Source organism: Actinocrinis puniceicyclus (assembly GCF_018283645.1).
GTDB lineage: Bacteria > Actinomycetota > Actinomycetes > Streptomycetales > Catenulisporaceae > Actinocrinis > Actinocrinis puniceicyclus.
On sequence record NZ_JAGSXH010000002.1, the window covers coordinates 1 to 18924 of the forward strand.

Annotated in this window: 18 protein-coding genes; 10 read left to right on the plus strand and 8 right to left on the minus strand. The window is 70.7% G+C overall.

Annotation, left to right across the window (positions count from 1 at the left end; translation table 11 throughout):
• The 7 genes from whiA to KGA66_RS00785 form a co-directional block, all read left to right on the plus strand.
• Positions 1 to 237 (plus strand): DNA-binding protein WhiA (gene whiA / locus KGA66_RS00755; protein WP_211463360.1); only part of this gene is annotated, 237 nt, incomplete at its 5' end.
• 246 nt (positions 238 to 483) lie between these two features.
• Positions 484 to 1509: a type I glyceraldehyde-3-phosphate dehydrogenase gene (gene gap, locus KGA66_RS00760; protein WP_211463362.1), complete on the plus strand. Its 1026-nt coding sequence runs from the start codon at positions 484 to 486 to the stop codon at positions 1507 to 1509.
• A gap of 126 nt (positions 1510 to 1635) precedes the next feature.
• On the plus strand, positions 1636 to 2829 hold the full coding sequence (locus tag KGA66_RS00765) for a phosphoglycerate kinase (RefSeq protein ID WP_211463364.1): 1194 nt from the start codon (positions 1636 to 1638) through the stop codon (positions 2827 to 2829).
• 27 nt (positions 2830 to 2856) lie between these two features.
• Positions 2857 to 3624 (plus strand): triose-phosphate isomerase, encoded by a 768-nt coding sequence (tpiA, locus tag KGA66_RS00770; protein ID WP_211463570.1) that lies wholly within the window; start codon positions 2857 to 2859, stop codon positions 3622 to 3624.
• A gap of 137 nt (positions 3625 to 3761) precedes the next feature.
• Positions 3762 to 3992, plus strand: a complete 231-nt coding sequence (gene secG, locus KGA66_RS00775; protein ID WP_211463366.1) for a preprotein translocase subunit SecG — start codon at positions 3762 to 3764, stop codon at positions 3990 to 3992.
• A 252-nt stretch (positions 3993 to 4244) separates the two neighbouring features.
• On the plus strand, positions 4245 to 4580 hold the full coding sequence (locus tag KGA66_RS29585; RefSeq protein WP_312886660.1) for an RNA polymerase-binding protein RbpA: 336 nt from the start codon (positions 4245 to 4247) through the stop codon (positions 4578 to 4580).
• A 65-nt stretch (positions 4581 to 4645) separates the two neighbouring features.
• A complete protein-coding gene (locus KGA66_RS00785) occupies positions 4646 to 5785 on the plus strand; it encodes a DUF2332 domain-containing protein (RefSeq protein WP_211463370.1) in 1140 nt (379 codons plus the stop codon).
• A gap of 153 nt (positions 5786 to 5938) precedes the next feature.
• On the opposite strand, the gene pgl is transcribed toward KGA66_RS00785, so the two are convergent.
• The 5 genes from pgl to tkt form a co-directional block, all read right to left on the minus strand.
• Positions 5939 to 6730, minus strand: coding sequence for a 6-phosphogluconolactonase (gene pgl, locus KGA66_RS00790; protein ID WP_211463571.1), 792 nt, complete (start codon positions 6728 to 6730; stop codon positions 5939 to 5941).
• A gap of 5 nt (positions 6731 to 6735) precedes the next feature.
• A complete protein-coding gene (opcA, locus tag KGA66_RS00795; RefSeq protein ID WP_211463372.1) occupies positions 6736 to 7779 on the minus strand; it encodes a glucose-6-phosphate dehydrogenase assembly protein OpcA in 1044 nt (347 codons plus the stop codon).
• A complete protein-coding gene (gene zwf, locus KGA66_RS00800; protein ID WP_211463572.1) occupies positions 7776 to 9323 on the minus strand; it encodes a glucose-6-phosphate dehydrogenase in 1548 nt (515 codons plus the stop codon). The genes opcA and zwf overlap by 4 nt, the downstream gene beginning before the upstream one ends.
• 86 nt (positions 9324 to 9409) lie before the next feature.
• Complete coding sequence (gene tal, locus KGA66_RS00805) at positions 9410 to 10573, minus strand: transaldolase (RefSeq protein ID WP_211463374.1); 1164 nt, start codon at positions 10571 to 10573, stop codon at positions 9410 to 9412.
• 22 nt (positions 10574 to 10595) lie between these two features.
• Complete coding sequence (gene tkt / locus KGA66_RS00810) at positions 10596 to 12695, minus strand: transketolase (RefSeq protein WP_312886661.1); 2100 nt, start codon at positions 12693 to 12695, stop codon at positions 10596 to 10598.
• A 318-nt stretch (positions 12696 to 13013) separates the two neighbouring features.
• On the opposite strand from tkt, the gene KGA66_RS00815 reads away from it, so the two are divergent.
• From KGA66_RS00815 to KGA66_RS00825, 3 genes are all read left to right on the plus strand, one after another.
• A complete protein-coding gene (locus KGA66_RS00815) occupies positions 13014 to 14063 on the plus strand; it encodes a heme o synthase (RefSeq protein ID WP_211463378.1) in 1050 nt (349 codons plus the stop codon).
• An 83-nt stretch (positions 14064 to 14146) separates the two neighbouring features.
• Positions 14147 to 15358 (plus strand): mannose-6-phosphate isomerase, class I, encoded by a 1212-nt coding sequence (gene manA / locus KGA66_RS00820; RefSeq protein ID WP_211463380.1) that lies wholly within the window; start codon positions 14147 to 14149, stop codon positions 15356 to 15358.
• 51 nt (positions 15359 to 15409) lie between these two features.
• Entirely contained in the window at positions 15410 to 15817 is a 408-nt protein-coding gene (locus KGA66_RS00825) for a DUF3224 domain-containing protein (RefSeq protein WP_211463382.1), read from the plus strand.
• A 66-nt stretch (positions 15818 to 15883) separates the two neighbouring features.
• Here KGA66_RS00825 and KGA66_RS00830 read toward each other — a convergent pair whose 3' ends face one another.
• The 3 genes from KGA66_RS00830 to KGA66_RS00840 form a co-directional block, all read right to left on the minus strand.
• Entirely contained in the window at positions 15884 to 16933 is a 1050-nt protein-coding gene (locus KGA66_RS00830) for a COX15/CtaA family protein (RefSeq protein ID WP_211463384.1), read from the minus strand.
• Between the two features lie 5 nt (positions 16934 to 16938).
• Entirely contained in the window at positions 16939 to 17655 is a 717-nt protein-coding gene (locus KGA66_RS00835; protein WP_211463574.1) for an ABC transporter permease, read from the minus strand.
• 131 nt (positions 17656 to 17786) lie between these two features.
• Positions 17787 to 18734 carry an ABC transporter ATP-binding protein gene (locus KGA66_RS00840; protein ID WP_211463386.1) on the minus strand — a complete coding sequence of 316 codons (948 nt, stop codon included), beginning with the start codon at positions 18732 to 18734 and terminating at the stop codon, positions 17787 to 17789.
• Between the last annotated feature and the right edge of the window lie 190 nt (positions 18735 to 18924).

Here is an 18924-nt window from a genome sequence, read left to right on the forward strand (position 1 = left end):
GCCGAGGCCCCCGAGCACCTCGCCCTCGCCGGGCGGCTGCGCCTGGCACACCGGCAGGCCTCGCTCGAGGAACTGGGCGCCCTGGCCGAGCCGCCGCTGACGAAGGACGCGGTGGCCGGACGTATCCGCAGACTGCTGGCTCTGGCCGACCGCCGCGCCGTGGAACTGGGCGTCCCGGGCACCGAGGCGAGCCTGACCCCGGAGCTGTTCGTGGATGCGGGCGTCGGCGCGGACTGACCGCTCACGACTCTTATTAACGGGCCCACGACCGAATGTCCAACCTGCCGGCGGGCGCACGATCGCGTTCGAATTTGTTGTTTAGGATCTTGTTACCGATAGGTAATACCAACATCCGGGCCGGTTGGCTTAGTCATCCTTTGCCGCGATAAGTTGGGGTCGTATCTAAGACGGATATCACCGACACGCCGGGCACGGCAGCGTGCGGATCCGCGCAGCGGCGTGCATGAGCGAGGAGACCGGTTCGTGACGACCCGCGTTGGTATCAATGGCTTCGGCCGCATCGGGCGCAGTTTCTTCCGGGCCGTGGTGGCCTCGGGCGCCGACATCGAGATCGTCGGCATCAACGATCTGGCCAAGCCCGAGATCCTGGCCCACTTCCTCAAGTACGACACCATCCTCGGCCGCTTCCCGGGCACCGTCGAGGCCACGGACGACGCCCTGGTCGTCAATGGCAAGGCGACCAAGGTGGTCTCGGAGCGCGACCCCGCCGCGCTGCCCTGGAAGGAGCTCGGCGCCGACGTCGTCGTCGAGTCGACCGGCCTGTTCACCAAGGCCGAGGACGCCCGCAAGCACATCGACGCCGGCGCCCAGAAGGTCATCATCTCCGCCCCGGCCACCGGCGACGACTTCACCGTGGTCATGGGCATCAATGACGACAAGTACGACCCGGCCCGGCATCACGTCATCTCGAACGCCTCCTGCACCACCAACTGCCTGGCCCCGCTGGTCAAGGTGCTGCTGGACGAGTTCGGCATCGAGCACGGCCTGATGACCACCATCCACGCGATGACCACCGAGCAGCAGCTGCTCGACCAGATCGCGCTGACCCGCAAGGGCACCATCGATCTGCGCCGCGCCCGCGCCGCCGGCTCGTCGATCATCCCGACCTCCTCCGGCGCCGCCAAGGCGCTGCCGGTGGTCATCCCCGAGGTCAAGGGCAAGCTGAACGGCTTCGCCTTCCGCGTGCCGGTCCCGGTCGGCTCGGTCACCGACCTGACCGTGGAGCTGTCCAGGGAGACCACGAAGGAGGAGGTCAACGCCGCGTTCAAGAAGGCCTCCGAGGAGGGCTCGCTCAAGGGCTACCTGCGCTACACCGAGGACGAGATCGTCTCCTCCGACATCGTCACCGACCCCTCGTCCTGCATCTTCGACTCGAAGCTGACGCTGGTCCAGGGCACCCAGGTCAAGGTCGTCGGCTGGTACGACAACGAGTGGGGCTACTCGAACCGCATCGTCGACCTGGTCAACTACGTCGGCGCGCAGCTCTAGCCGAGCCTTCCCGGCCAGGGCCGTTGTACCCCTTCGCGGTGTGCGCCCCGGCCGGGCCACTTTCCGGACCCGCACGACAAAATGAGTCGTGCGGGTCCTGGCATGCGTCCCCACTCAGGAGTAGCGATGAAGACGATTGACGACCTGGAGGTCTCCGGCAAGCGGGTGCTCGTCCGCGCCGACCTCAACGTGCCGTTGGACGGCACGCGAATCACCGACGACGGCCGGATCCGCGCGTCGGTGCCCACGCTCAAGGCCCTGCTCGAGCGAGGCGCGAAGGTCATCGTGACCGCGCACCTGGGCCGGCCCAAGGGCGACCCCGAAGGTGACAGGAAGTACTCGCTCGCCCCGGTCGCGGTGCGGCTCGGCGAACTGCTCGGCAAGCCGGTCGCCTTCGCCGCCGACACCGTCGGCGAGTCGGCCGCCGCCACCGTCGCCGCGCTGAAGGACGGCGAGATCGCGCTGCTGGAGAACGTGCGGTTCAACCCGGCCGAGACCAGCAAGGACTCCGTCGCGCGCGGCAGGTTCGCCGACCAGCTCGCGCAGCTGGCCGACCTGTTCGTCTCCGACGGCTTCGGCGCGGTGCACCGCCGGCACGCCTCGGTCTACGACGTCGCCGAGGACCTGCCCAACGCGGCCGGCTACCTGATCACCAAGGAGCTGGACGTCCTCAAGCGGCTGACCGAGGACGTCGAGCGGCCGTACGCGGTGGTGCTCGGCGGCTCGAAGGTCTCCGACAAGCTCGGGGTCATCGACAACCTGCTGGACAAGGCCGACCGGATCCTGATCGGCGGCGGCATGGTCTTCACCTTCCTCAAGGCCCAGGGCCACGAGGTCGGCAAGTCCCTGCTGGAAGAGGACCAGCTGGAGACCGTGGCCGGCTACCTGGAGCGGGCCAAGGACAGCGGCGTGGAGATCGTGCTGCCGGTGGACATCGTCGCCGCGAGCGCGTTCGCCGCCGACGCCGAGCACGAGGTCGTCGCCGCGGACGCCATCCCGGCCGACCGGATGGGCCTGGACATCGGCCCGGAGTCCGGCAAGTTGTTCGCCGCGAAGCTCGCCGGCACCAAGACCGTGTTCTGGAACGGCCCGATGGGTGTGTTCGAGATGGAGCCGTACGCCGGCGGCACCCGCGCGCTCGCGCAGGCCCTGATCGACTCGGGCGCCTTCACCGTGGTCGGCGGCGGCGACTCGGCCGCGGCGGTGCGCACCCTCGGCTTCGACGAGGCGGCCTTCGGCCACATCTCGACCGGCGGCGGCGCGTCGCTGGAATACCTTGAGGGCAAAGCGCTGCCCGGCATCACCGTCCTGGAAGGCTGACCCGTGGCAGACTCGCGCACCGCGCTGATGGCCGGCAACTGGAAGATGAACCTCAATCACTTCGAGGCCATCGCGCACGTCCAGAAGCTCGCCTTCTCGCTCACCGACAAGGACTACGCCGCGGTCGAGGTCGCGGTGCTCACCCCGTTCACCGATCTGCGCTCCGTGCAGACCCTGGTCGACGGCGACAAGCTGAAGATCAAGTACGGCGCGCAGGACGTCTCCCGGCACGCCGCCGGGGCGTACACCGGTGAGGTCTCGGCCGCGATGCTCGCCAAGCTCGGCTGCTCCTACGTCGTCGTCGGCCATTCCGAGCGGCGCCAGCACCACGCGGAGAGCGACGAGCTGGTCGCGGCCAAGGCGAAGGCCGCGCTCGGCAGCGGCGTCAGCCCGATCGTGTGCGTCGGCGAGGGCCTGGACGTGCGCAAGGCCGGCGGGCACGTCGCCTACACGCTCGCGCAGCTCGACGGTTCGCTCGCGGGCCTGACCGCGGCGCAGGTCGAGCAGAGCGTGATCGCCTACGAGCCGGTGTGGGCGATCGGCACCGGCGAGGTGGCCACCCCGGCCGACGCGCAGGAGGTCATCGGCGCGATCCGGGTCCGGCTCGCGGAAAGTTTCGGCGAGCAGACCGCCGCCAAGGTCCGCATCCTCTACGGCGGCTCGGTGAAGGGCTCGAACGCCGCGGGGATCATGGCCGAGGCGGACATCGACGGCGCCCTGATCGGCGGGGCCTCGCTGGACGCCGAGGACTTCGTGCGGATCGTGCGCTACCGGGACCAGGCCGTCAACTCCTGAACCGCGCGGTCCGCGCCGACGGGAGCGCAGCGTTCACCACTGGTCTGCGGGGACGGGGGACGGGTAAGCTCAGGCCCGGCCCCCGCGCCCCCGCAACATAGCCTGCTCAGCTGATGTAGTAGAGAGAAGAACCGCACGTGGTCGTCGCACTGGAGATCGTTCTCGCCGTCACCAGCCTGCTGCTGATCGTCTTCGTCCTGCTGCACAAGGGCAAGGGCGGCGGCCTGTCCGACATGTTCGGCGGCGGCTTCACCTCGCAGCACGGCGGTTCGTCGGTGGTGGAGAAGAACCTCGACCGGATCACCATCGTCCTGGCGGTGCTCTGGCTCGCCGCGATCGTCGGTCTGGGGATCATCTACAAGCCGTGATCGTCGCCGCGCCGCGGCGGGCCGCCACGCGGCCGCCGGCCGCGCCGCGCACCGACTGACGCGCCGTCATCCGCTCAGCCTGGGGGCTTGCGTTCTCCAGATTGGGTGACGGCGCGTAATATTGTCGGAGATATGCAGGTCCCGTTCGGCTGGAACCGGGACGACCCCCGTACACGTCTCCGCTTTCACTCGTACACTGGTGCATCGCGCACCGTACGGGGGCGAGGATCGATCCTGTCAGGGAGACGAACAGTGGCTAGTGGCAACGCGATTCGCGGAAGTCGGGTCGGCGCCGGACCGATGGGGGAAGCCGAACGCGGGGAGACGGCCCCACGGATCTGGATAAGCTTCTACTGCTGCAACGGCCATGAGACCAAGCCCAGCTTCGCGTCCGAGGCACAGATCCCGGACACCTGGGATTGCCCCCGCTGCGGCTTCCCCGCCGGTCCGGACCCGGAGAACCCGCCCGCACCGCCGCGCACCGAGCCGTACAAGACGCACCTGGCGTACGTGCGCGAGCGCCGCTCTGACGAGGACGGCGAGGCGATCCTGGCCGAGGCGCTGGCGAAGCTGCGCGGCGAGGCCTGAGCCCGGGACGCACCCGGCCTTCGCCGGCGCCGCCGGTGAGATCCCGCCGTCGGTAAGATCCAGTCGTGAACGACGTCCTGAGCAACTTCCAGATGTTCCTGGACCGCGAGGCATCCAAATCATCGCCGCTGTACGCCGCGCTGACCGCGCTGGTGTCCCGGCAGTTGCAGGAGAGCGGCCCGATCGGGCAGGTCCTGGCCGCTGCCGCGCAGCGGCAGCGCATCCCCAACCTGCTGTTCGCGGCCGTGCAACGGGCCCTGTTCGACGAGCCGCAGGACGATCTGGCGGCCTACTACCCGTCTCTGGGCGGTTCACGCGCCCCGGACGACGAACTTGCCGCGGTGTTCACCCGGTTCGTGCTGGAACACCGCGAGCCGATCGAGCAGGCGCTGGCCACCCGGGAGACACAGACCAACGAGGCGCTGCGCGCGGCGCAGCTGTTTCCGGCCTTCGGCTGGGCACAGGCGTGCACACGCCGTCCGCTGGGCCTGATCGAGGTCGGCACCAGCGCGGGACTGCTGCTGCACGTCGACCGGTACGCGTATGCGTACACCTTCGAGGACGGACGTGAGTTCGCCGCGGGGGAGGCCAGCGCGGAGGGGGTTCCGGTGCTGCGCTGCGCGGTCGACGGGCCACCCGAGCAGGCCGCGAAGGCCCTCGGACCGTTCGTGGGCAAGGAACTGCGCGTCGCCTCGCGGGTCGGCCTCGACCTCAATCCGCTGGATCCGGCCGACCCACAGGCGCGCGCGTGGCTGGAAGCGCTCGTATGGCCGGAGCACGCCGAACGGCGGGCGCGCCTGCGCGCGGCGCTGGACCACGCGGCGCGCCGGCCGGTGCGGCTGCGCAAAGGCGACGCGTTGCGCATTCTGCCGGATGCGGTCGAGGGCGTCGCGGCCAACGCGATTCCGTGCGTCTTCGTCTCCAATTCGCTGGCGCATTGGACGCCCGAGGGGCGCACCGCCCTGGTCGCGCTGGTCCGGCGCCTCGGCGCGCGCCGCGACCTGGTCTGCATCGTCAAGGAGGGATATGCGAGCGGTCTCGGCCTGTTCACGGATCGGCCCGACGACCCGCCCGCGGGTGATCGCCGGCCATACGAAGTGCTCGGGGCCGCGGTGTTCCTCGGCGGCCGGGAGCAACTCTTCCGCCTCGGCTCCGCGGGTTTGCACGGGGTGAATCTGCACTGGGCGCCGGCGCCGGTCGGTTGAGCCCTCCCGCGCGGGAGCACCCTCCGGCCGGCCCGGAGGACGGGCCCGCGCGCGCTCTAAAGCGTCGCGCGCCCGAACTGACCGGGGGCGCGACGCATATCCTCCTGCCGGCCTGCCTTGAGATGGTCCCAGGACTTCACCGGCCGCCGGCCGTCACGGCGAGGCGGGCCGGTTCAGCCCCGGCGGCAGGTCAGCGGCGCAGGCACGGTCCAGGAGCCACAGCGTCCTGACATGGCCCAGGGCCCCGGCCGCGGGCACCTGCACCCGGCCGCCGCCGGAAAGCGCCATGTGCGCTGCCGCAGCCTTCTCGCCCCCGGCCGCCACGACCCACACCTCGCGGGCGCTCTGGATCGTGCGGAAGGTGAACGAGAGCCGGTTCGGCGGCGGCTTGGGGGAGTTGTGCACCGCGATGACCGACGGCTCTTCCTCGTAGACGCCCGGATGCTCGGGGAACAGCGACGCGACATGGCCGTCGGGCCCCATGCCGAACAGCTCCACGTCGAAGTCCGGCACGTCGCTGTCCGGCCCGGCGAAACGCGCCAGATCCGCCGCGTACCGCTGCGCCGCCGCCTCCAGGTCGTCGCCGTCGGGACCGTCGGACGCGGGCATCGCGTGCACGAACGCGGCGTCGAGTTCCAGCTTGTCGAGCAAAGCCCTGCGCGCCTGGGTGACGTTGCGTTCCGGGTCGCCCTCGGGCAGGAAGCGCTCGTCGCTCCACCACAGGTGGACCCGTTTCCAGTCGACGGCCACCCGCGCGGGCAGTTCCGCGACCGCGGCCAGCGAGCCGATGCCGACCGAGCCGCCGGTCAGCGCGAGGTGCGCGTGGTCCTTCGCGGCCAGCACGTCCACCAGTTTCGTCACCAGCCGCGCCGCCACGGCCTGAGCCAGGAGCGGCGCGTCGCGGTGGACGATGAGCTCGCGGGTCGCCCCGGCACGCCCGCCCACGGCAGTCAAGACGCCCCCTTGCCCGTACCGTCCACGGATGCGCCCCGCTTGCCCTTCGCAACCGCCGCGGCCGGGCTCGGTTCGCCCGGCGCAGCGGCCTCCCGGGTCTTCTGCACCGTCGGGCCGCCGACCTTCAGCGGCTCGGTGAACGGCACGTCGATGTCCTTGAGCAGCTTGGCGTACACGTCGTCCGGGTCGAGGCGGCGAAGTTCCTCGGCGATCAGCTCGGCGGTCTCCCGCCGCTTGAGCGCGACCGGGCGGTCCGGCTGGCCCGGCACCGAGAGCGTGGCCAGTTCGCCGTCGGGTCGGGTCAGCGCGATCGGCCCGTCCGGCGTCATCAGCTCGACGCCGGTGATTCCGGGACCTTCGTCCGCGGTCCGGCTCACCGGCACGCCCAGCCGCTGGCGCAGCCAGATCGCCAGCACCCGGGCCGAGGGGTTGCCCTCCTCGCCGGAGACGGCGGCGCCGGTGATCTTGCGCGGGAACTGGTCGAGCGCGGCCGCGAGCATGGAGCGCCACGGGGTCAGCCGGGTCCAGGACAGGTCCGTGTCGCCGGGACTGTACCCGGCGGCGCGCACACGCAGTTTGTCCATCGGCTTGTGGTACTCGGCCGCGTCGGTGATGCGCCGCTGCGCGAACCGGCCCAGCGGGTCGTCCTTGGGCGTTTCCGGGCCCTCGTCGGGCCACCAGGTCACCACCGGCACGTCCGGCAGCAGCAGCGGCATCACGACCGCGTCGGCATGAGCGGACAGCTCGCCGTAGAGCCGCAGCACGATGACCTCGCCCGGGCCCGTGTCATCCCCGACGCGGACCTCGGCGTCGAGCCGGGTGCGGGCCACCTCGGGGCGGGCCACCGCGACGATGATGCGCGCCGGGTGCTCGCGCGCCGCCTGGCTGGCGGCCTTCATCGCGTCGTAGTGGTGCCGCTCCTCCGTGGAGACGATGAGGGTGAGCACCGCGCCGGTGGTGGGCGAACCGGCCCGGCGGCGCGCCTGCACCAGGGTCGCGCCGATCTTGCTGGCGCTGGTGTCGGTCAGGTCGATGATCATGGCCTTCTCCAGCAGCGTCCGTCGCGGTCCAGCATCTCGTCCGCCTCCGCCGGGCCCCAGGTGCCGGCCTCGTACTGCGCGGGTTTGCCGTGCGAGGCCCAGTACTCCTCGATCGGGTCGAGGATCTGCCAGCCCAGCTCGACCTCCTCCAGCCGCGGGAACAGCGGCGGGTCGCCGAGCAGCACGTCCAGGATGAGCCGCTCGTACGCCTCGGGGGAGGACTCGGTGAACGCCTCGCCGTACTGGAAGTCCATCGACACGTCGCGCACCTCCATCGAGGTGCCAGGGACCTTCGAGCCGAAGCGCACCGTCACGCCCTCGTCCGGCTGCACCCGGATGACCAGCGCGTTCTGACCCAGTTCCTCGGTCATGGTGGCGGTGAACGGCAGGTGCGGGGCGCGCTGGAAGACCACCGCGATCTCGGTGACGCGCCGTCCGAGCCGCTTGCCGGTGCGCAGGTAGAACGGCACCCCGGCCCAGCGGCGGGTGTCGATCTCCAGCTTGATCGCCGCGTAGGTGTCGGTGATGGAGTCCTTGGCGATGCCGTCCTCGTCGAGGAACCCGATCACCTTCTCGCCGCCCTGCCAGCCCTTGGCGTACTGGCCGCGCACCGTGTGCGCGCCCAGGTCCTCGGGCAACTGCACCGCGGAGAGCACCTTGACCTTCTCGGTGAAGATGGCGTCCGCGTCGAAGGAGGTGGGCTCCTCCATCGCGGTCAGCGCCATCAACTGGAGAAGGTGGTTCTGGATCACGTCGCGGGCCGCGCCGATGCCGTCGTAGTAGCCCGCGCGCCCCCCGATGCCGATGTCCTCGGCCATGGTGATCTGCACGTGGTCGACGTAGTTGCGGTTCCAGATCGGCTCGTACATCTCGTTGGCGAAGCGCAGCGCCAGGATGTTCTGCACCGTCTCCTTGCCGAGGTAGTGGTCGATGCGGAAGACCGAACGGGGCGCGAAGACGTCGTTGACGACCTTGTTGAGCTCCTTGGCGCTGGCCAGGTCGTGCCCGAACGGCTTCTCGATGATCACCCGGCGCCAGGTGTTCTCCCCGCCCTCGGCCAGGCCGGACTCCTTGAGCTGGCGCACCACGCCGGGGAAGAACTTCGGCGGGACCGACAGGTAGAAGGCGTGGTTGCCGTTGGTGCCGCGCAACCGGTCCAGCTCGTCGATGGTCTCCCTGAGCTTCTCGAACGCGGCCTGGTCGCCGAACTCGCCGGGCACGAAACGGAAGCCCTCGGCCAGCTGCTTCCACACCTCGTCGCGGAAGGGCGTGCGCGCGTGCTCCTTGACCGCGTCGTAGACCACCTGCGCGAAGTCCTGGTTCTCCCAGTCCCGGCGGGCGAATCCGACCAGGGCGAAGCCCGGGGGCAGCAGCCCCCGGTTGGCCAGATCGTAGATCGCGGGCATCAGCTTCTTGCGGGACAGGTCGCCGGTCACCCCGAAGATCACCAGGCCACAGGGCCCTGCGATGCGCGGCAGGCGCCGGTCCTGGGCGTCCCGCAGCGGATTGGACCAGTCGGTGCCGGCGTGCTCCTGCGCGCTCATCAGCCGGCGGGCGACCGAGTCGCCGAAGCCGCCGCGGGCCGCGTCCGCGGCGGCGCCCACGGTCGCGCTGCTGGGGGGCTGCGCGCTCACGCGGCCTTCTCCCCCTTCTCGATGGCGGCTGCCGCTTCCTTCTCCAGTTCGGTGCGCACGGCGTCGAGCAGTTCGCTCCAGGAGACCTCGAACTTCTCCACGCCCTCGTCCTCCAGCACCTGCACGACGTCGTCGTACGAGATGCCGAGCGCTTCGAGGTCGCCGATCACCTTGCGCGCCGACTCGTAGGTGCCGTGCACGGCGTCGCCGTTCGGCGCGCCGTGGTCGGCCTCGGCGTCGAGCGTGGCCTCAGGCATGGTGTTGACGGTGCCGGAGACGACCAGGTCGTCGACGTACATCGTGTCCTTGTACGCGGGGTCCTTCACGCCGGTCGAGGCCCACAGGGGGCGCTGCGGCTTGGCACCCTTGGCGGCCAGCGCCTTCCAGCGCTCGGAACCGCTGTACCCTTGGCCGGCGGAGCCGAACACCTCCTCGTACGCCTCGTAGGCGAGGCGGGCGTTGGCGACGGCGGCCTTGCCGAGCAGCGCGGTGGCCTGCGAGGATCCCAGCTTCTTGAGGCGCTTGTCCACCTCGGTGTCCACGCGCGATACGAAGAACGAGGCGACCGAGGCGATCTTGGACAGGTCGTGCCCGTTGGCGTAGGCCTGCTCCATACCGTCGAGGAACGCTTCCATGACGGCCTTGTACCGCTCCAGCGAGAAGATCAGCGTCACGTTGACGCTGATTCCGTGCGCCAGTGTCGCGGTGATCGCGGGCAGGCCCTCCAGGGTCGCCGGGATCTTGATGAACACGTTGTCCCGGTCCACCAGCCACCAAAGCTGCTTGGCCTCGGCGACGGTGGGCGCGCTCTTGTGCGCCAGCCGCGGGTCCACCTCGATCGACACCCGGCCGTCCTGGCCTTCGGAGGCGTCGAAGGCGGGGCGCAGGATGTCGGCGGCGTCGCGCACGTCGCGGGTCGTGATCATGCGCACGGCCTCCTCGACGGTGACCTCACGCACGGCCAGCTCGCGGACCTGCGCGTTGTACACCGCGGAGCCGCTGATCGCCTTCTGGAAGATCGTCGGGTTGGTGGTGACGCCCACCACGTGCTTGTCGCGCAGCAGCGCGGCCAGGTTGCCGGACTCGATGCGCTCCCGGCTCAGATCGTCCAGCCAGATCGCGACGCCCGCGCCGGACAGCTTCTCAAGACGTTCACTCATGTCTTCTCATCTCCCCTAAGACTCAATCGGCAACTGCGGCGAGCGATTCCCGGGCGGCCGCCTCCACGGCCTCGGCGGTGAAGCCGAATTCGCGCAGCAGCGTTGCGAAGTCCGCCGAGGCGCCGTAGTGCTCCAGCGAGATGACGCGGCCGGCGTCCCCGACGTACCGATACCACGGCTGAGCGACGCCGACTTCCACCGCGACACGCGCCTTGACCGACTTCGGCAGCACCGAATCCTGGTATCCCACATCCTGCGCTTCGAACCATTCGACGCACGGCATCGACACGACGCGGGTCGGTACGCCGGACTCCTCAAGCCGCTCCCGCGCGGCCACGGCCAGCTGCACTTCGGAACCGGTGGCGATGAGGATCGCCCGCGGAGTGCCGCCGGACGCCTCGGCCAGCACGTACCCGCCGCGCTTGACGCCTTCGTGGACGGAGAGCGCCGAGCCGAGGACCTCACGGTCGAACACCGGCACGTTCTGCCGCGTCAGCGCCAGGCCGACCGGGCCGTCCTGCTCCAGGGTCGCCTTCCACGCGGCCGCGGTCTCGTTGGCGTCCGCCGGGCGCACGAAGCTGAAGCCGGGGATCGCGCGCAGCGCTGCGTAATGCTCGATCGGCTGGTGCGTCGGACCGTCCTCGCCGAGGCCGATCGAGTCGTGGGTCCACACGTAGGTGACCGGCAGGTGCATGAGCGAGGCCAGCCGCACGGCCGGGCGCATGTAGTCGGAGAACACCAGGAAGGTGCCGCCGAACACGCGAGTGTTGCCGTGCAGGGCGATGCCGTTGAGGATCGAGCCCATCGCATGCTCGCGGATGCCGAAGTGCAGGATCCGCCCGTACGGCGAGGAGCCGCCGAACTCGTTGTCCTGCTCGTAGTACGGCAGGAACGACAGGCCGCCCTTGACGGTGGTGTTGTTGGACTCGGCCAGGTCCGCGGAACCGCCCCAGAACTCCGGCAGCTGCTCGGCGATCGCCTGGATGACGGCCTCGGACGCCTTGCGGGTGGCCAGGTCCTTGCCGGGCGGGAACTGCGGCAGCTTCGCGTCCCAGCCGGCCGGAAGCTCGCGCCGGGCGATGCGGTCGAACTCGGCGGCGCGCTGCGCGTTGGCCGCGCGCCAGGCTTCGTAGCGGGCGCTCCACGCCTCGTGTGCAGCCTTGCCGCGCTCGGCGACCTCGCGGGCGTGCGCGAGGACCTCGTCGGAGACTTCGAAGTGCTGCTGCGGGTCGAAGCCGAGGATCTGCTTGGTGGCGGCCACTTCGGGCTCGCCGAGCGCGGACCCGTGCGCCTTTCCGGTGTTCTGCAGCTTCGGCGCCGGCCAGGCGATGATCGTGCGCAGCCGGATGATCGAGGGGCGCTGCGTCTCGTTCTCGGCCGCCACGATCGCCCGGTGCAGCGCCTCGACGTCCTCGACGTATCCGTCCGGCGTGGTGAACTCGACGGATTGCGTGTGCCAGCCGTACGCCTCGTAGCGCTTGAGGACGTCTTCGGTGAAGGCGACCTTGGTGTCGCCCTCGATGGAGATGTGGTTGTCGTCGTAGATGACGACCAGGTTGCCGAGCTTCTGCGTGCCCGCGATGGACGAAGCCTCGCCGGTGACGCCTTCCTCCAGGTCGCCGTCGGAGGCGAACGCGTAGATCCGGTGGTCGAAGGGCGAGGCGCCGGGTGCGGCGTCGGGGTCGAACAGGCCCCGCTCGTAGCGGGCGGCCATCGCCATGCCGATCGCGTTGGCCAGGCCCTGGCCGAGCGGTCCGGTGGTGGTCTCCACACCGGCCGTGTGCCCGTGCTCGGGGTGGCCCGGCGTGCGGGATCCCCAGGTGCGGAAGGATTTCAGGTCGTCGAGGGTGAGCCCGTAGCCGGACAGGTACAGCTGGATGTACAGCGTCAGGCTGGAGTGGCCGGGGGAGAGCACGAAGCGGTCGCGCCCCACCCACGCCGGGTCGGACGGGTCGTGCCGCAGGTGCTTCTGGAAAAGCAGCGTGGCCGCCGGGGCCAGCGACATCGCGGTGCCGGGGTGGCCGTTGCCGACCTTCTGCACGGCGTCCATCGCAAGAACCCGGACCGTGTCCACGGTTCGCCGGTCCACCGCGGTCCACTCGAAGGGTGTGGGCGTGCTCACAGTAACGCGCGCGTCCTTTCCTGGTGGTGAAAGCGTCAGCGCGTCGGGGCGGACGGCGACGCTGCCAACCAGGGCTGTGCGTGGAGTGCGGATACAGCCTGGCCCCGCGCGGCGATGCATTGATTCTGTTATCTCACGGGTCACCCTACCCCTACGCGGCCTGCTGACTCGCTGCTGCGGCGCCCAACGCGGCCGTGTGGCGGCGCGCCCGGCGTTTCCGCACGCTTGGAGACGCCCCCGGCGCACGGCGACGTGTGTCGGGGGTCTAGAGTTTTGTCGAATCAGTTGCACTCGGTAAGTAGTAATTGAGGCCAGCCTGTGACAGCCGTCGAGTCCCACCCGGTGTTGACCGCGGCGCCCGTAGCCGCACCCCCGGCGGTTACCGACGCTGTCGCCGACCGCGGGCCCGTCGCAACCGGAGGCGCCGCGACCGACGCTTCCTCAGCCGGCGATCACGACGTCGCGGCCGCGAGCCGCGGTACCTGGCGCGACACGCTCGGCGCCTACGTCGCGCTGACCAAGCCTCGGATCATCGAGCTGCTGATCGTCACCACGATTCCGGTGATGTTCCTGGCAGCGCACGGGGTGCCGTCCCTGTGGCTGGTGCTCGCGGTCACGGTCGGCGGTTACCTGTCGGCCGGCAGTGCCAATGCGCTGAACTGCTGGGTGGACCGGGACATCGACGCCGAGATGCGACGTACCCGCCGCCGACCGCTGCCGCGCCACCGGGTCACGGCCGGGCAGACGGTGGTCTTCGGCCTGGCGCTCGGGGTGTTGTCCACCCTGTGGTTCGGGTTCCTGGTCAACTGGCTTTCCAGCGCGCTCGCGCTCGCCGCGAACGTGTTCTACGTGGTCGTCTACTCGATGATCCTCAAGCGGCGTACCTCGCAGAACATCGTGTGGGGCGGTGCGGCCGGCTGTTTCCCGACGCTGATCGGCTGGACCGCCGTCACCAACCACCTGGCCTGGCCGCCGGTGGTGCTGTTCCTCGTGGTGTTCCTGTGGACGCCGCCGCATTTCTGGGCGCTGGCGCTGCGCTACCGCGAGGATTACGCCGCCGCGAAGGTGCCGATGCTGCCGGTGGTCGCCACGGAGCGCCACGTGGCCTGGCAGATGCTGCTCTACACCTGGGCCACCGTGGTCTGCTCGCTCGTGCTGTGGCCGGTCGCGCACACCGGTGCGATTTACGCTGCGGGCGCCGCCGCGCTCGGCGCGGTCTTCCTGGTGGAGGCGCACCGGCTGCACTGGGCGGCGCGCAGGGGTGTCGTCGGAGCCGCTTTGCGCCCGATGCGCATGTTCCACTTCTCCAACAGCTACCTCGCGCTATTGTTCGTCTGCGCCGCGATCGACCCACTGGTCCACCACTAGCCGCTGCACCGTTGAGCAGCGCTCGCGGCGGCTAAGGCGCCGGCCGCCGCCGGCGAGGAACGCGACGGAAGACGAGCACGGCCGTGGATCTGCTGAGCAACACCGTCCAGCCGTACGCCTGGGGTTCGCCCACCGCGATCCCGCGCCTGCTCGGCATCGAGGATCCCGACGGAACGCCGCAGGCGGAGCTGTGGATGGGCGCGCACCCGAGCGGCCCGTCCCGGCTGGCCCGCGACGGCCGGCAGGTCGGTCTCGACCGCGTGGTGGCCGCCGCCCCCCAGGCGGAGTTGGGCGAGGCGACGGCGCGCCGCTTCGGCGGGCGGCTGCCGTTCCTGCTCAAGGTCCTGGCGGCGCGCAAGGCCCTGTCGATCCAGCTTCATCCGGACCGGGCGCAGGCCGAGGCCGGTTTCGCGGCCGAGCGGGCGCGGGGCGTGCCGCGCGGCGCACGCGAGCGGGTGTACGTGGACGACTGGCCCAAGCCCGAGGTGCTGTGCGCGCTGACCCCGTTCGAGGTGCTGGCCGGGCTGCGGCCCGCGCCGCAGGCCGCCGACGTGCTCTCCCGTCTCGGCGTCGGCGCCTTGGAAGCGGCCTGCGGCGAGCTGCGCGAGCAGCCGAAGCCGGCGACCGTGGCCCGTGTGCTCGCGGCGCTGCTCGCCTGGCCGGAAACGCGGCGTGCGGGACTGGTCGGTGACGTGGTCTCGGCGGCCGCGGCCGCGGCGCGGCAGCCGTCCGCGTTCCAGGCCGCCTATGGCGCGGTCGGGCGGATGGCGCAGGACCATCCCGGCGACATCGGCCTGGTGTGCTCGCTGCTGATGAATCACGCCGTCGTGCAGCCGGGCCAGGCGCTGTTCATGGGCGCCGGCGGCCTGCACGCGTACATCCGCGGCACGGGTATCGAGCTGATGGCCAACTCGGACAACGTCATCCGCGCGGGCCTCACTCCCAAGCACATAGACATCCCGGAGCTGATGCGGGTGCTCGATCCCGAGGTCCGGGTCCCGATTCTGACCGCGCGTCAGCTCGCCGCCGGAGTCGAGGTCTTCGACACCCCGGTTCCCGAATTCCGCCTGCACCGCCTGACCGTCGCCTCCGGCGAGGCGTCCGCCTCGCCGCTCGCGGTTCCCGGAACCGGGCTGCCGCGCATCCTGCTGTGTGTCGACGGCGCGGCGACGGCGATGAGCGGAGGGCGGAAGCTGGAGCTGGGACGCGGCCGGTCGTGTTTCGTGCCTGCCGCCGATCCGCCGGTCACGCTCACCGGGGACGCTCTCGTGTTCCTCGCGTCGCCGGGCGAATAAGGGCTGGACGTCGGACCGCTGTTTGTCGCAGGCCGCCGGTAGGCTCGCGCCATGAGAGCCACCGCAACGTTCGAGGTCGTCAGCTTCAACCCGACCGCCGTCGTGCCCGAGCCGGCCGTGAAGACCGGTGTGGAGGTCGGGATCGCCACGATGGAGAAGCGCTTCCGCGGGGAGGTCGAGGGCCGGTCGGCCACGCTCTTCACCGCCGCGTACGACCAGAAGGCGGGCGTCGGCACGTACGTCGCCATGGAGTCGTTCGAAGGCTCTGTCGGCGGGCACGCGGGGACGTTCAACTTCGCGCACTCGGCGACGACGCTCGGCTCGGACCGCGACGGCGAGTATTTCGTGATCGTCCCGTCCAGCGGTACCGGTGAGCTGACCGGGATCAGCGGTACCGGCGGGCTGTCCGTCGACACCGACGGGACGCACCGGTTCTGGCTGGAGTACCAGTTGGCCTGAGCCTCAGTTTCAAGGATCAGAGCGTTTCACCTACCAGGCGGAACGCGCGTGTCCTTTCAACTCGGGCTAAACCGCGGCCGGCGCGGCTTGCGGCCGCACGCGCATCGAGGTCAGGACCCGCCAGGCCGCGATCCAGGTGAGGCAGGCGCCTGTCATGTGCAGCAGCACGAGCCACGAGGGCAGGGCGGTGAAGTACTGCGTGTAGCCGATCGCGCCCTGTGCGACCAGCACGAGGAACAAGTCACGGGTCGCGCGCACGCTCGCCGCCGGCGCGTCGATCGCCTTCAGCGCGAACCAGAGGGCGACGGTCAATCCGACCACGATGAACACCAGGTCGGCGTGCGCCTGCGTGATCTCGACCGGCTTGAGCGGCAGCCGGCGCGCGGCGTCGAGCGCGCCGGCGTGCGGACCGGCACCGGTGACCAGGGTGCCGACCACGACGACGGCGCCGGCCGCGGTCACCAGCGTGCGCGCGAGCCAGATCAGCTCCCGGCGCAGCAGCGGCCGCGCGGGCCCGTCGCCCTCCCGGCTGCGCACCCACAGCAGCCAGGCGATCGCGATCATCCCCATCGAGAACGCGAAGTGGAACGCGACCCAGCCCGGGGCCAACTGGGTGCGCACCGAGATGCCGCCGATGACCGCCTGCGCGAACACCCCGAGGACGAGCGCCCAGGAGTACCTGACCAGCACAGGCCGGCGCGGGCGCTGCCGAGCCGTCGCGACGAGCGCGAGACCCGCGGCGGCGGTGACGACGTAGGTCAGCAGCCGGTTGGAGAACTCGATGACGCCGTGATAGCCCAGCGACGGCACCGGAACCAGCGAACCGGCCGTGCATTCCGGCCACGTCGGGCAGCCGAGCCCGGAGTTCGTCAGCCGCACCGCTCCGCCGGTCACCACGATCCCCGTATTCACGATCAGCGCGGCGAGGCAGACCAGCTGCACCGTGCGGGCCGAGGGACGGCGCAGCAGCACCCGCGGGCCGCGAACGCGGGCGGCGCTCTCGGCGGCGGTCCGCTGCGGCTGGGCCGTCGTGCCGGTCGCGGTGGTGTCTGTCGCTGCGGTGTCGGTCGCCGTCGTGCCGGTCGCGGTGGTGTCAGTCGCTGCGGTGTCGGTCACGGCCGCTACTCCCACTTGAAGGTCTTGGCGGCGGCCGCGATGGCTGCCACGGTCCAAACAGCCAGGATGCCGACCGGTCCCCACGGCAGTGCCGAACCGTGCTGCAACACGTCCCGCAGGCCGTCGGTCAGCGCGCCGATCGGCAGGAACTGCAGCGCCGACTGCGCGCCGTGCCCGAACTTGTCCAGCGGCACGACCACGCCGCCGACCGCCAGCAGCACGAGGAACACGAAGTTGGCCACCGCGAGGGTCGCTTCCGCGCGCAGCGAACCGGCCAGCAGCAGCGCCAGGCCGCTGAACGCGGCGGTGCCCAGCGCGATCAGCAGCAGCACGGCGAACGGGTCGCCGTGCGGATGCCAACCCATCGCCAGCGCGATCACCACGAGCAGCGCGGCCTGCAGGCACTCGACCGCCAGGATGGACAGCGATTTGCCCACCATCAGGCCCCAGCGCGGCAGGGGGGTCGCGCCGAGCCGCTTGAGCACTCCGTAACGGCGCTCGAAACCGGTGGCGATCGCCTGGCTGGCGAAAGCGGTCGACAGGATCGCGGCCCCGAGAACGCCGGGCGCGAAGTAGTCGATCCTGCTCGAACCGGTCACGGTGCCCAGGGGCTCGGCGGAGAAGGCGATCAGCATCAGCGCCGGAATGACGATGGCGAGCAGCACCTGTTCGGCGTTGCGCAGCAGCATCCTGGTCTCCAGCGATGCCTGCGCGAGGATCATCCTGGATCGGGCGGCGGGCCGCGGGTCGGGGCGGAAGGCGCCGGGTTCGCGCAGCGTTGCCCGCTTCCCGCCGCCGTCGGCCGCCTCGGCGCCGGCGGGCACACGGGATGACACGGGCTCGGCGGACGCGGTCACCGCAGTTCCCTTCCGGTCAGGTCGAGGAAGACGTCTTCCAGGCTGCGCTGCTCGATCGCGAGGTTGCGCGGCATGATCCCGAGGCCGGCGCACCACGCCGTGGTGGCGGCGAGCGTGTCCGGAGTCACTTCGCCCTCCACCCGGTAGCTGCCCGGCGCGCTCTCCACGGCCTTGCACCCCGGGGCGACGGCGGTGGAGAGGGCGGTCAGGTCCATGCCGGAGGGCGCCTCGAAGCGGATCGAGTCCTGCGACCGGGTGCCGTCGGCGAGCCGTTGCGGGGAGTCGTAGGCGATGACCCGTCCGGAGTCGATGATCGCGACCTTGTCGGCGAGCCGCTCCGCCTCGTCGAGAAGGTGTGTGGTCAACACCACAGTCACCCCGTCCGCGCGCAACTGCTCGATCAGCTCCCAGGTGGCGTGCCGGGCCTGCACGTCGAGCCCGGCGGTGGGTTCGTCGAGGAAGACCAGCTCGGGGCGGCCGACGACGGCCAGGGCGAGGGAGAGGCGCTGCTGCTGGCCGCCGGAGAGGCGGCGAAAGGGCGTGCGGCCGCAGGAGTCGAGGCCGAGGCGTTCGATCAGCGCGTCCACGTCCAGCGGATCGGCGTACATGGAAGCCACGTGCCGCAGCATCTCCGTGGCGCGGATGGCCTGGTAGATCCCGCCGGACTGGAGCATCACGCCGATGCGGGGACGCAGCGCGGCGGCCTCGGTGATCGGATCGAGCCCCAGGACGCGCACCGTGCCCGCGTCGGGCCTGCGATAACCCTCGCAGCACTCGATCGTGGAGGTCTTTCCCGCCCCGTTGGGGCCGAGCACCGCGGTCAGGGAGCCGGTCTCGACCCGCAGGTCGAGGCCCTGTACGGCGGTCTTGTGTCCGTATCGCTTGACCAGCCCGCTGATTTCGACCGCGTAGGGTCGCTCGCTCGACCGCCGGGCTGCGTGCATGGTGCGAGTCTACGGTCCGTCTCCGCCCCGGAATTCACGTGGGTCCACTTGTTTCGACGGCCGGTAGAAGCCGACCGCGGGGCACCGCCGCGGCCGGCACGGAAAGTTAGGCGACCCTCAGTTGTGGCCGGGGAAGGAATAAGGCCACAATGGTGTTGTGGAAATCGTGGAAGTGCGCGGGCGACGGCCG

Bases quoted from the DNA above. Each gene is read 5' to 3' on its own strand.
- KGA66_RS00765 (WP_211463364.1), top strand. From the start codon at position 1,636: ATGAAGACGATTGACGACCTGGAGGTCTCCGGCAAGCGGGTGCTCGTC.
- tpiA (WP_211463570.1), top strand. From the start codon at position 2,857: ATGGCCGGCAACTGGAAGATGAACCTCAATCACTTCGAGGCCATCGCG.
- opcA (WP_211463372.1), bottom strand. From the start codon at position 7,779: ATGATCATCGACCTGACCGACACCAGCGCCAGCAAGATCGGCGCGACC.
- zwf (WP_211463572.1), bottom strand. From the start codon at position 9,323: ATGAGCGCGCAGGAGCACGCCGGCACCGACTGGTCCAATCCGCTGCGG.
- tal (WP_211463374.1), bottom strand. From the start codon at position 10,573: ATGAGTGAACGTCTTGAGAAGCTGTCCGGCGCGGGCGTCGCGATCTGG.
- KGA66_RS00825 (WP_211463382.1), top strand. From the start codon at position 15,410: ATGAGAGCCACCGCAACGTTCGAGGTCGTCAGCTTCAACCCGACCGCC.
- KGA66_RS00835 (WP_211463574.1), bottom strand. From the start codon at position 17,655: ATGATCCTCGCGCAGGCATCGCTGGAGACCAGGATGCTGCTGCGCAAC.
- KGA66_RS00840 (WP_211463386.1), bottom strand. From the start codon at position 18,734: ATGCACGCAGCCCGGCGGTCGAGCGAGCGACCCTACGCGGTCGAAATC.